The sequence below is a fragment of the Gluconobacter japonicus genome (assembly GCF_002723975.1).
Classification (GTDB): Bacteria; Pseudomonadota; Alphaproteobacteria; order Acetobacterales; family Acetobacteraceae; genus Gluconobacter; species Gluconobacter japonicus.
On the sequence record NZ_BEWO01000003.1, the window covers coordinates 204,811 to 217,461 of the forward strand.

At 55.7% G+C, this 12,651-nt stretch carries 13 protein-coding genes; 5 read left to right on the top strand and 8 right to left on the bottom strand.

Annotation, left to right across the window (positions count from 1 at the left end):
* Positions 1-111 precede the first annotated feature (111 nt).
* From GJA01_RS03400 to GJA01_RS03415, 4 genes are all read right to left on the bottom strand, one after another.
* On the bottom strand, positions 112-1,062 hold the full coding sequence (locus GJA01_RS03400) for an efflux RND transporter periplasmic adaptor subunit (RefSeq protein WP_034880664.1): 951 nt from the start codon (positions 1,060-1,062) through the stop codon (positions 112-114).
* 16 nt (positions 1,063-1,078) lie between these two features.
* Positions 1,079-1,279, bottom strand: coding sequence for a DUF1656 domain-containing protein (locus GJA01_RS03405; RefSeq protein ID WP_010504136.1), 201 nt, complete (start codon positions 1,277-1,279; stop codon positions 1,079-1,081).
* Positions 1,273-3,282: an FUSC family protein gene (locus GJA01_RS03410; RefSeq protein ID WP_062503855.1), complete on the bottom strand. Its 2,010-nt coding sequence runs from the start codon at positions 3,280-3,282 to the stop codon at positions 1,273-1,275. Before GJA01_RS03410 ends, GJA01_RS03405 begins: the two co-directional genes overlap by 7 nt.
* Before the next feature lie 177 nt (positions 3,283-3,459).
* Positions 3,460-3,873: a hypothetical protein gene (locus GJA01_RS03415; RefSeq protein ID WP_062503853.1), complete on the bottom strand. Its 414-nt coding sequence runs from the start codon at positions 3,871-3,873 to the stop codon at positions 3,460-3,462.
* Positions 3,874-4,090: 217 nt separating this feature from the next.
* Between GJA01_RS03415 and ykgO the strand changes: the two genes are divergently transcribed.
* From ykgO to GJA01_RS03430, 3 genes are all read left to right on the top strand, one after another.
* Positions 4,091-4,216 (top strand): type B 50S ribosomal protein L36, encoded by a 126-nt coding sequence (gene ykgO / locus GJA01_RS03420; protein WP_007281615.1) that lies wholly within the window; start codon positions 4,091-4,093, stop codon positions 4,214-4,216.
* Between the two features lie 17 nt (positions 4,217-4,233).
* Complete coding sequence (locus GJA01_RS03425; protein WP_253783282.1) at positions 4,234-4,887, top strand: tetratricopeptide repeat protein; 654 nt, start codon at positions 4,234-4,236, stop codon at positions 4,885-4,887.
* A gap of 64 nt (positions 4,888-4,951) precedes the next feature.
* Complete coding sequence (locus tag GJA01_RS03430; protein ID WP_010504142.1) at positions 4,952-5,182, top strand: hypothetical protein; 231 nt, start codon at positions 4,952-4,954, stop codon at positions 5,180-5,182.
* A 48-nt stretch (positions 5,183-5,230) separates the two neighbouring features.
* On the opposite strand, the gene GJA01_RS03435 is transcribed toward GJA01_RS03430, so the two are convergent.
* Both GJA01_RS03435 and GJA01_RS03440 read right to left on the bottom strand, forming a co-directional pair.
* Positions 5,231-7,432: a TonB-dependent siderophore receptor gene (locus GJA01_RS03435; RefSeq protein ID WP_253783280.1), complete on the bottom strand. Its 2,202-nt coding sequence runs from the start codon at positions 7,430-7,432 to the stop codon at positions 5,231-5,233.
* 109 nt (positions 7,433-7,541) lie between these two features.
* Positions 7,542-9,782, bottom strand: a complete 2,241-nt coding sequence (locus GJA01_RS03440) for a primosomal protein N' (protein WP_062503845.1) — start codon at positions 9,780-9,782, stop codon at positions 7,542-7,544.
* A gap of 33 nt (positions 9,783-9,815) precedes the next feature.
* Here GJA01_RS03440 and GJA01_RS03445 point away from each other — a divergent pair, with 33 nt between their 5' ends.
* A complete protein-coding gene (locus tag GJA01_RS03445; protein WP_062503843.1) occupies positions 9,816-10,766 on the top strand; it encodes a tyrosine recombinase XerC in 951 nt (316 codons plus the stop codon).
* On the top strand, positions 10,763-11,662 hold the full coding sequence (locus GJA01_RS03450) for a retroviral-like aspartic protease family protein (RefSeq protein WP_062503841.1): 900 nt from the start codon (positions 10,763-10,765) through the stop codon (positions 11,660-11,662). The genes GJA01_RS03445 and GJA01_RS03450 overlap by 4 nt, the downstream gene beginning before the upstream one ends.
* Positions 11,663-11,669: 7 nt before the next feature.
* On the opposite strand, the gene GJA01_RS03455 is transcribed toward GJA01_RS03450, so the two are convergent.
* Together GJA01_RS03455 and GJA01_RS15395 are read right to left on the bottom strand one after the other, a co-directional pair.
* Complete coding sequence (locus GJA01_RS03455; RefSeq protein WP_062503839.1) at positions 11,670-12,467, bottom strand: class I SAM-dependent methyltransferase; 798 nt, start codon at positions 12,465-12,467, stop codon at positions 11,670-11,672.
* A 3-nt stretch (positions 12,468-12,470) separates the two neighbouring features.
* The coding region (locus GJA01_RS15395) for a hypothetical protein (protein WP_218017415.1) at positions 12,471-12,651 on the bottom strand (181 nt) is incomplete at its 5' end.

Sequence of the window (12,651 nt, forward strand, 5' to 3'; positions counted from 1 at the left end):
TGTAAAATCAGGGCAAGCTACCTGCCGCCCCGTTTTCAGATATCCGATTTTCTGTCCGGTATGTTAACGGCTGAAACAGAAGATGGATTGTGAAAATCACAAGACAATCCGTTACTTATGACCAAAAAGATGTCGGATATCGTCTCCGAAATGCTGGAACGCATCCTGTGTGGAGCGATGGCGGCGGTTTCCCGATTCAGACACAACCGTGACCGTCGCTGTCATGCCCGCAGCAAGTGTCAGATCATCCGGCAGTTTGTCGATTTTCACACGCACCGGAATACGTTGTGCCAGCCGCACCCAGGTATAAACAGGATCGACCGTCGGCAGGCCCTGCTCGTTCACAAGCGCATTGTTACTGGCAATACCCCGCGTGATGCTCTCGATATGCCCGTAGAGGGGGTCATGGTAGCCCATCAGATCCATACGGACGAGATCGCCCTCATCCAGATCATGAACCTTGGTTTCCTCGAAATACCCGTCAATCCAGTATGAACTCGTATCAATGACGTGCATGTTCACTGTACCCGCCGTGGCGAAATCACCCGGACGCATGATCAGGTTCGTGACGATCCCGTCCAGAGAACTTCGGACCTTCGTGCGGTCCAGATTGATTTCGGCCTGCCGCAGTTCCGCCTGTGCCGAAGCGTATTGCGCCGCTGCCTGCTGGGCGAGAGCAACGTACTGCTTCTTCTCTTCCTTTGAGACAGCCACGCCTGGAATGGCCTTGCGCCACTCGGACTGAACCTCCTTGAACTCCATATCCGCCTTGCGTTCCGCCACCTTCGCCTTGGCAGCATCCACAGCCACCTGAAAATCGAACGGGTCAATTTCGTACAGAACATCCCCCCGATGCACGGGCTGGTTGTCATGAACGTTCACATGCAAAATCTGCCCGGAAACGCGCGGCGCAATATTGGCAACCTGCACACGCACCTGTCCATTCCGGGTCCAGGGAGAGGCCGTGTAGTAGTCCCACAGGATGACCACCACGACAGCAGCCACCACAAGGATGGAGATGGTAATGGTCAGGCGGATCAGACGATGGGCACTGGAAAGCACTGGAAACGGCCTTGTATCAGAGGATCAGGGTATAAAGCCCGAGAAGGCAGATAAGGATGCCGAACTGGGCCAATGGCGGATCCCAGACGAAACGCCAGAGATCGAACCAGCCCATGAGCCAGCGGAGAATGGCCAGCGTCAGAAGTGACAGAGCCAGATTGACGACAAACGCGGAGACGAGCAAACCCCCAAGGTCTACGACCTGTGTCATCACCATCGTTTGCGTCCTATTCCATAATGATGAACAGCCGTCCGGTTCCGCAAAAGCATGACCCGTACGGCTTCAAGTCCACCAACACAGTTGATGATCAGGATTTCCTCACTGGGCGCCCCAAGGCGGAGACGATCAAGAAATTCCTGCGTCATATCCGCCAGCTCACGCTCCAGAACGCCAAGACTGTCCCGCGCCAGAGCCTTGCGGGCGGGACGGACAAGATGTCGCAAGGACGGCATACGGGCAGCCTGATCGAGATACAGCCTCACACGGGCAATCGTGCTGGACAGATCTTCCAGCGCCACGAGACGTTCAAAAACATGCTCGGACGCTGTCCCTCCTTTAGGGAGACGCTTCGTCCAGAGCAGAAGCTGGCTCAGTCGATCATATTTCCGGCTCAGAAGGGCTGGCCCCATCGCCTCACCATGGCCGCCAAGCTGGGACTCCAGGTCAGAGGAAATGGCCACGGCAATCCGGAAACGATGCCGCCGCGCCGTGGGTGGCCACAGCAGAACCAGCAGAATGAAGGACAGGACCGCGGAGATGAAATAAAAGGTGTTGCGTTCGATGAAGGCTTCCGGGTTATAGCTGTGGTGGTTGCCCAGCCCTACGAACACAAGGAAGAATGCACCGTAGTGGAAGCCTATGGCTGAGGTCTTCGGGTTCATGAGCAGCAGACAGGCAATAACCGTCTGAGGCAGCAGAACAAACGCAAGCCCCTGCAATGTATAGACGTAGGGCAAGACCCAGAAGGACAGAAAAGCCGCAGCCACAATACCCAGCGGGGTCCCGATCATCGCACCTTTGCCGAACTGCGCCGTATCAAGAGATGACGACGCCAGCACAAGCACCAGCGCGCACTGGGACAGGGCTGTTGCCGAAGCAGGCAGACTTGTCCCGATACAGAAAGCGGCGACAAAACTGAAACCGATCAGCACCCGCATACTGTTGATGAAGGCGGTAATGTAATCCGTATTATTGGCCAGGGTTGCGAGCTTGAGAGCCTCTCCAGCCGGAGTGGCCTTCATAAGCGTGCTGATACCCGTATGAATATGGAGCCGATTACTCAGCAGCGTTGCCGCACGTTCCAGAAACCAGGCATCCCGAGCTGTCGGAAAATATTCAGGATCTTCCTTACGAATATTGGACAGGATCGTTCCCATTGTTTCCTGCCGGTTCGTGCCATCTTCAACACGCTCATGCCACTGACGGACATAGCGCACCATGACCTCCGTTACGCCGCCTTCCTTCAGAAGCGTGGAAATGGCACGACTGCATGTCAGAACGGTCAGCATGCCGATAATGCTGAGTTTGGCACCCGCCATACGCAAACGGCTGCGATCAAGCTCTGTCCGCGCATAGGAAATCTGGGTCATCAAAGACAGGATTTCGGAAGCAAGCGCCGTGGTGCCCTGCGCCGAAGGAGGGGGATCCCCCATAATCGCCGCATGACTCAGCCCACGGATTCTCTGCCCCAGATTCTGTAATCCCCGCGCAAGATTTCGCCAGGCCTGAGGCGAGCCGGACAGCAGGTTGACGACCGCTACAGAAGCCACACCGATTGCTACGGTAGACGCTCGGGCCACGCTGACATGATAGATGTTCTGGGGACTATCAACGCTGGCGACGGCAACAAGCGCCACCATGTACCCGGCCAGCAGGGCGCCATAGGCCCGAAAATCCCGCTCCAGAGTACCGACAAAGGCACATCCGGCCATCCACAGAGCGACACCCCCAAGGAACAGCCCACGGTCCTGACTGAACATGGAAATCAGCAGGATAGAGACGCCCACGCCCAGCAACGTCCCGAGAAAGCGATAGAGCGCCTTGGAAAGAGCCTGCCCCCGCAAAGGCTGGGCAAGGATCATGACGGTCACACCGGCACCCGCAGGTGTATCAACCTGAGCCCAGAAGGCCGTAGCCAATGCTACGACCAGCGCAATCCAGGTTCTGAGGCTGAACTGGATCCATCCCGGACGGAAGACCGACTGAAGTACAGTGGTCAAGAAGGGCTATCCCTGCCAGGCAAACGGGTCATTCCGGAGCAGTCTTGCAGTTCCTGTCATCAACTCAGACCGAAAACCCTACTCCTCCGATACTGTAATGGTTAGCCCCTGAATGCGTATGACATGATTTGACGAAATTTATCGCCGTATTGTGATGTCGACCAAAATCCGGCTCCATCATTCCTCTTCGTGGGGAAGGCCACGACAGGCAGCGGCCAGCGTTGGGTTCTGTCCGGCAGAAGCCCGACACAGCGTCCGAGCATCTGTTCCGCAGATAGTGGTCACGTCTTCCATACTGGACGCCGTAACGTCACGCGCCACCTCAACGTCCTGATTATTCTCGTGTCCTTCTTCCTTGCTCAACTGGTCCTGTGCCGCATGCATCTCTTTGAGCGCATTGATACAGGCGTCACTCGCAGAATCAGGATGAACCTGCAAAACCTTGAGGATCTGGTTAACTCCGATCCCCAAAGCATTGATCGACGGATCATCATCGTTGGTTTTGGCCCCTCCATCTTCGGCATGAGCCAGAACCGGAAAGGCGAGCGGGACGGCCAGAAGCAGGGTGGCCACAAAGCGACGCTTGATCATGACGGCATGATTAGGGGAAAATAATCTCGGGACAAGCCTTCTGACCCGGTAGTCACACACCGTTGCAGAACCCTTTGCCGTAGCTTTTCCGCGCTTCGGAACGCAGTTGTCCTTGACTCACTGACGGACCATCGGTAAGCGGGGCCATCCTTTTGCGGGCGTTCCGGCCCGCTATCCGGTCCATCATGGACCACACAGTCGAGAGCCTGGAAACATCATGAAGATCCGCAACAGCCTGAAGTCCGCAAAGGTCCGCGACAAGGACTGCCGCGTTGTCCGCCGTCGTGGACGCGTTTACATCATCAACAAGAAGAACCCGCGCATGAAGGCACGTCAGGGCTAATTGCCTTGATCCGCTGGATGACAACTGAACGGCGCTGGCTGATGGCTGGCGCCGTTCTGCTTTGTACTCCAGTATTTTCTGCCTCTGCAGCGCCGGTTGCTCCTCCTGCCCCCGCGCTTGCAGGTCAGACACACTCCCCATCGCCCGTAAAAACCGATTCCAGCAAGGCACATCCGCACCACAAGACCGTTCAGGAACGGCTTGTTGAAACGGAAAAGGCTCTCGCTCTCGCTGGAAACGACAAGGATGCGCGCAAACTCGCCGATCAGGCGGAAACATTGCGGAACCGCAGCCTGACCGGAGCCGTTCGGATGCTTCTGACCGATTCGCAGGATGCTCTCGGCAAGCATGATTTTCAGTCCGCCGAAGATGATCTGACGTCCGCCATCACTCTCCAGCCCGATCAGCCCATCCTGCGACGTTACCGCGCCGCCATCCGGTCCGCCGCCGGAGACAATAATGGAGCGATTTCCGATCTGGGCGTCGTGATTCAGGCTGATCCCGGAGATACCACCGCATGGAGCATGTTGGCAGAAGCTGAGCGGGACCGACACGAGCCTGATGCTGCCCTACGGGCCTACAAGCAGATGATGCTCCTTGATCCACACGCCCCGGATGCAGACAAGCAGCTCAAGATCCTTCAGAAAGAGAAAGACGGACAGGAAGACTGACGGACACAACCTCTTGTATTCGTCAGCGTTCATTCCCTGATTCACTCTATTCAGGAGGATTTTCATGAAGACCAAAACCGTTCCCGTTGAACAGGTCCCCGCTAAAACTGGCTGCTGCAGCAAAGTCAAAGCCTGTTGCAAGCATGCCGGTCGTGCTCGCGAAATCGGCCTTGCAGGTATGACCGCCATGGCGACCATTGGCCCGAAACGTTTTCGCCCCTATTTCCAGCAGGCTCTGGCCGTTATTTCTGTCGTGGCCGCGACCATCCAGTTCTTCCGTAACCGGAAAGGCTGAACTTTTCTCTGGCCAGACTCCAAGCCGGAACTCTGGCCAGAACCCTCTTCAGAATCGCTTTGTCAGACCGCCCATGATTGTCCTTGGGGTTCCGACAACCGTTCGGCTTAAAGAAGCTGATGGAAAATATCGTTTGTCGGCCGCATTCTGCACGTTGATCTGCGCGCTCCAGGACCCTCTTTCATAATATGCCGCCAGATTGACCAGAGCATAGGCAGATGTTTTGTACGTCAGGCCGTAGACAGGATCACGTGGCGTATAGTTATCGGCTGGGCTAGCCCCTTCAAAATGCACACCCGCCCCAATACCAAGCCCCTTCAGCATCCCTGACGGGATGGAATACTTTGTCCAAACATTGAAAATATGGTGCGGAACGCCCGCAAGCCACAGAGTTCCGCCATTGGGCAGAAGCCGGTTGTCTTTTGTGATTTTGGTATCGAGATAAGTGTACGCAATATTGGCAGTCCAGGTTGGGAGAAGTCTGAGATTGCCTTCCAGTTCAAACCCTTTGCTCCTCTGCTCACCCTGCGCAATTGAGTAAAGCGGATGGAGTGGATCTGTTGTCGCGACATTTGTCCGCGCCAGATCGAAAAGGGTCGCCATCCCTGTCAGAACACCGTTTCGCGTCTGCGCTTTGAGGCCAACCTCGTAATCCGTTCCCCTCTGGGGCGGCAGGATTTTCTGCTGATAATCAACAGACGTCGTTGGCAGAAACGCCTTGGACCAGTTGAAGTATGCAGACATCCAGTCCGTAAAGGCCCAGGTAATGCCCACGTGCGGGCTGAAAGCCGTCGTTGGCGGATTGTTCCCGCCACGACCACTGGTCGCACGATCCCAGCGCACACCAAATGTCACCGCAACCTGACGGCCAATTTTCATATGGTCCTGAATATAGGCCCCGAACTGGTCCTGCCGTGTTTTGGAAATGACACCGCTGCTCGCATAGTCGGGAACATCCCCATAGACCGGATTTGCGAGATTGAGATTTGTTGTAGTTGCAAAGCCGGTGGTGGAATTGGTCCCATTCTGACCATAGTCGGTCCCGACCAGAACGTAATGCGAAATCAGGTGTGTTGTATGGAATTTGAAATTAACATTCGTATCAATTCGGACGTCAGTTCCATGATTATTATACGGTCCATAGTAATAACGACCAACCTGTGAGAGATCGTTCGAGAACCCCGTCGTTGCAAACAGCCATCTGTTGTAGGTCTGACGGTAAACCTGATACCGAAACCCTTGATGGAAGCCGATGTTCTCATTGAACTTGTGATCAAACATGTAGCCCAGATGAACGTAGGTCTGTCGCTGCTGGGCAGGATTTTCAACATCGTTGATGGCAAAATCCCTGGGCAGTTTTCCCCAGGGAGACGGCAGAACCGTTCCGTACGCCGGAATCGCCGTATAAGGGTGACCGCTCGTGCGATTATAGCGGAACAGGAGCGTCAGATCGGTATGATCTGTCGGACGAATTGAAATGGATGGCGCGATGTAAAGCGTCTCCATATCCGAGGCGCGAACGAAGTAATCCTGCTTTCGGTAAACGGCATTCACCCGGGCTGTAATCATCCCATTGGATGTCAGCTTCCTGTTGATATCCGCGCGCCCTTCATAATACGACCAAGATCCACCCTGGGCCGTGAAGGTGGCAAAATTACTGTCTGTCGGCCTCTTGCTGACCATGTTGACCATGCCAGAGAGCGGCCCCTGCCCAAACAGACCCGAAGCCGGCCCTTTAATGACTTCCATGCGGGACAGGCCCACCGTCTCGTTCATGGAAAGGCTGTCGATGGTTTTCATACCATCGAGATAGGTCATGCCGGATGTGCTGAAACCACGTACACGAATACTGTCATACAGGCCGTAGCTGTCCGCATGGGACACGCCTGCCACGTTTTGCAGCGCATCCGAAAGACGAATGACATTCTGCTCGTCCATCAGTTTGCGGGAAACAACGGAAATGATCTGAGGGTTTTCCAAAAACGGAATGGCCATCTTGGCGGCACTGACAGAAGCAGCCTGCTGCTGCCCAACCACCGTGACAATATCCTGCTTTCTGCGCCTGGCCGCAGCAGAAGGGCTGTTTTTACGAGCGTGGGGTGCAGAGGCGCTTTTCTGCTTTTCCGGTTTCTCCACCAACGAGCCTGCACTGGCGGAAGAAGACAGCAACAACTGGGAAACGATCATCAACGCCATTGGTTGAGTGCAACGAAACACACTCCGACCAAGGCTGGCTGTTATAGGGCTCATTTGATTCGCATCTCAGAGAGTAAGGATTTGATGCTAATGCGAGTCATTCTTAACAAAAACAAGCACCCAGACTTTGTTTGTCATAATCCGGATTATCGTTATCAACGCTTCAGAGAAACGAGATGGGATCGATATCAATATCGATCTTGGCACTTCCTTTGGGTCGGATGTCTTTCAGCCAGTCCCGCAAAATCGGCTGAACAGCAATTCCGCGCATAGTCCGCAGTAGCAACCGGCGCCGGTGCCGCCCGCGTAAAACAGCCAGCGGTGCAGGGGCTGGCCCCAGAACCTGAACCCCTTCCCGCTCTGGTGCCGCAAACGCGATTTCCTTTGCCAGCGCATCCGCCGCATCCGCTGTCGCAGCGCTGACAATCAGCGCCGCCAGCCGCCCATAAGGCGGCCAGAAAGACGGACGTCTCTGCTCCGCTTCCTGCTCCATAAAGGTCTGGAAATCATTGGAGACGAGCGCCGTCATGACCGGATGCTCGCCCACATAGCTCTGAAGCAGCACACGGCCGGGGCGTTCCGCACGACCTGCACGCCCCGCGACCTGATGCAGAAGCTGAACGGTGCGTTCCGCTGCTCTAAGATCACCACCGCCCAGCCCCAGATCTGCATCGACCACACCAACCAGCGTCAGCTTTGGGAAATGCCAGCCCTTGGCGACGATCTGCGTTCCGATGATGAGATTGACCTCGCCATCCGTGATCTTCCGCACAGCCTCCGCCGTAGCAGCCGGAGACCCAAGTGTGTCGGAAGACATGACAAGGATTTTCGCCTCGGGAAAACGCAGTTTTGCTTCTTCCGTAATGCGCTCGATCCCCGGCCCGATCGGTACCAGCGAATGTTCGGCATGACATTGCGGACAGTCCGACGGAATACTCTCTGTATGGCCGCAATGATGGCAGGTCAGGATACCGCGCGCTCGATGTTCCACCAGCCAGGTGGAGCAGTTGGGGCACTGCATCCGATGCCCGCAGGCGCGACAGAGCGTCAGCGGAGCATAACCACGGCGATTGAGGAACAGCATCGCCTGCTCCCCGTTCTTCAGCGTCTCATCAATGGCAGTGCAGAGCACCGGAGACAGGAACAGCCCCCGCTCCGGCGGATCAGACCGCATATCGACCAGAGACACATCCGGCATCGTCGCGCCACCATGTCGGGCGGTCAGAAGCTCATGGTGATAACGACCACCTTCGACGTTCGCCAACGTCTCCAGAGAAGGTGTAGCAGACACGAGAATGGCGGGCGCGTTGGCCAAACGGGCGCGGACCACAGCCATATCCCGCCCATGATACATGACGCCCTCTTCCTGTTTGAAGGCGCTCTCATGCTCCTCGTCCACCACAACGAGACCCAGATCTTCAAACGGCAGGAACAGGGCTGACCGTGCGCCAACCACAACGCGTGCCGTGCCATCAGCAACAGCACGCCATGTTTCACGCCGACGCTTGGCCCCGAGATCGGAGTGCCAGACAGCCGGTTCCGCACCAAAGCGACGGATAAACCGATCCGTCCACTGCGCTGACAAGGCGATTTCCGGCAACAGGACCAGAACCTGCTTTCCTTGAGCCAGACAGGCCGCCACAGCCTCAAAATACACTTCCGTCTTGCCAGACCCTGTCACGCCCTCAAGCAGGGTCACGTCAAAGCGCTGCTCTTCCACCGGACGGCAAAGCTGCTGTGCAACCTCTGCCTGCTCGTCAGAAAGACGCGGCGCGCCATGGCTTGGGTCAGGTGTCGCGAAAGGTGCCGCCACCGAAATCACGGCCTCCCGCAACAGACCAGCCGTCGCAAGCCCTCTGATAACGGCGGAACTGGCTCCGCTGGCCGCCGCAAGATCGGATGTCGTCATCGCCGTGCTGGATGCCACATCGAGAACAGCGCGACGTGCTGGCGTCACACGCAGACCATCTTCGGGCTGCTCAGTCCGAACCCAACCAAGAGCAGGTTTGGGTGCATCTTTCAGGTGAATCCGGGTCGCCATAGCCAGAACCAGCCCCGGCGGCGTCAGCGTATAGGCTGCCACCCAGTCGATGAACCGCCGCAGGCTGCCCGGCAAAGGACGTACATCAAGCTTTTCGACCACGGGACGCAGGCGGGACAGTGGAACTTCACGTGTCGGTGCTGTCGCGAAATCAGCCGGAACCGTGGTGGTTGTGTCCCAGACGCATCCAACAGTCTCCCGTTTTCCCAACGGAACCGTAACCAGATCACCCGGCTGAAGCGGTATGGGGGCCAGATAGTCCAGCGGCCCCGGAAAAGGCAGCGGAACGAGCACCGAAACGCGCGTTCCGGTGGGGGGTGGCTTTCGCCAGAGGTCAGGCTTGGGTAGGCTGCTGGATGCCATGCCTGTGTCTAACCTCCCTGAGCCCGAAATGCCATGATGGCCCATGACGCATTGCGCGACTGGACCGAATGGTTGACCCATGAACGGCGCTCCAGCCTGCGAACAGTCGAAGCTTACCGGCACGATATTGTTCTGGCACTGGCCTTTTTCGAGCAGCACCTTGGCGGGGACGTTGATCTGACATCCCTCGCCAAACTGTCTCTGGCCGATTTGCGCGCCTGGCTGGCCCATGAAACCGCCCGCAGCGAAAAACCTACACGCCGCGCCACGAACGCAGACTCCCGCGCCCGATCCAGAGCCCGTCGCGTGTCGGCCTTGCGGTCGTTTTACCGCTATCTGGCCATCCGGTTCGATATATCAAATCCCGCTCCCGGACTTCTGGCCACACCGCGCCTGAAAAAACGTCTTCCCCGCCCCCTGGGTCAGGAACAGGCTCTCGCCGCTCCCGAAGGGATTTCCGACGACGCCTACACCAGCGCCGCTGCCCTCAGGGACAAAGCCCTTTTTACGCTGCTTTACGGCACCGGATTACGCATTGGCGAAGCGCTCGCACTGGACGTGCGGGATCTTTCAAACGCTGGCGAGAACATGCTCCGGGTTGTCGGTAAGGGCGGGAAAGAACGCCTCGTTCCCCTCCTTCCCGCCGTGCGCGAGACATTGGAGACATGGAAAGCCGCCCATCCATCTCCCTCCCCCGATGCTCCCTTATTTTGCGGCACGCGCGGGGGGCGCCTAAACCCCGGCGTCGCCCAACGCGCCATGCGGGAATGGCGTAAAGGCGAAGGTCTGCCGGATTCCGCCACCCCTCATGCGCTGCGCCACTCCTTTGCAACCCATCTGATGGAAGGCGGCGCAGATTTGCGCGCCATTCAGGAACTCATGGGCCACGCCAGCCTTTCCACCACCCAGGCCTATACGCTGGCGGACGAAAAGCACCTGCTGGACGTCTGGCGCAAGGCACATCCACGGGCGGAGCAGAAATGAAACGACTGATCGGCGGCTTTTTGACATCCCTTCTGGCGGTAACCGGATATGCGAATGCCGGAACCTGTCGCATGACCCAGGCCACAGTCCTCCCCCTTCGTAATGATGGCGGTTATCTGAGTGTTCCGGTTCAGATCAACGGTCAGGCTGCCTCCATGATTGTGGATACAGGCTCACAGGGAAGCCTGATGACGCCTGAAGGAATCAGGACGCTCCGCCTGCCGCAGGACCAGAACCGCCATACCGTCATGCAGGGGCCAAACGGGGCTCCCCGACTGGTCCCGAACAGCCGCATCGCCGATCTGCGTCTTGGCAAACTCGCGCTGGGAGCTGGCTCCATGCCCGTAGGGTCTCTCCCCGGCTCCCCCATGATCCGCCCACCCATTCTGGGACTTTTGGGAGCAGACGTTCTGGACGGATACGATCTGGAATTCGATGTGCCACATCAGCAGCTCATCTTCTGGAAAATCCTGCCCAGTTCTTCAGACTGCCAGCTTGCGCCATCATGGAAAGGCAAATGGAACACCGTGCCTGCCCGCGTCATTGATGGCCGCATGATGGTCACGTTCACCCTAGATGGCACCCACGGCACCGCCCTGCTGGATAGCGGTGCACGCTCGCATATCATCAGTACGGATTTCGCTTATCGGCTGGGTCTCACGGACGAACTTCTGGCTCTCGACCCCGGCGGCACGACAGCCGGGGTGGATCTGCATGAACGCCGCTACCACTGGCACCATTTTAAACGCTTCTCCATGGGAGGCACGGTCTGGGAAAACCCGGTTCTGACCGTAGCCCCAGTCCACGATCAAACAGATATGCTTCTGGGATCAGACTGGTTCGCCAAGCATGACATCTGGCTGTCGTATGCGACAAGCCAGATTTTTGTTCGCTAAAATAAACTCAGTTTCCCTCGTCCTGCCGACGGATCAACTCCAGGTAATTTTCCAGCCTGTTCTTTTCCAGATCGATCAGAAGAGGATTATTTGCAAAGGGCTCTAATAACGATTTGATTTCTTCTAAAAAAGGATGGTTCTTCGAGACGATAACACCTAAGCCGAACACACCTGGTATTGACAGGAACTCGACTTCATCCACTCGGCCATCCGCAATAAAATCTTCTATAGCGGTTCGGACACCATTTTTTTCGCCTCCAGACTGATGAGCCCAAGCAAAAGCACCCGCTCCCCTGAAACCTCCAGAAATTAGATCAGCCTGTTCAGGCACTGTCCCCAATTCCCAGCTATAATCATGAAGAAAATTTTCCGGAATAGAGGATGGATCGTAATACAGGTCACGCCGACCGGATGGCCAATCAACATCGTGGACAAATGCTAAAAATGGTTTCCCATCTCGTTTTGACACTTTGTCAATCAATGATAGCTCATTAAATACCGTATACCAATTATGGTCACCATCGACAAACCACACATCAATGCAATCAATATTGAAAATTGCATTGAGACTTTTATCCTTTATGAAAGATATATTTTCTTTATTTATTAATTTTTCATAAAAATTATTATCCGGGCACGGGTCTATACAAATGATGTGACCATGATTTTCATCTGCATACTCAAGAAGTATAGACGTGTTTCCACCAAGCTCGGAACCAATCTCACAGATTTTTCTAGCACCAGTCATTTTAAGGACTGGAAGATAAATACTAGAAAAATGCGCCATTGAATGAATAAGGAACATTTATTAATTCCGATCGTAAACAAAATCAGAAAGTTTATTGATACGAGAATGACCAAATATAGGAGTTAAAATAGATCGTGCGATTCTATTATGCCAACTTCTCTGTATGTTTTTCGCGCCCTCCGTAACAAAATCTAATTTACTCTCTTGTGAGAAATGTTTTTCTTCAACGAGAGATTCCACC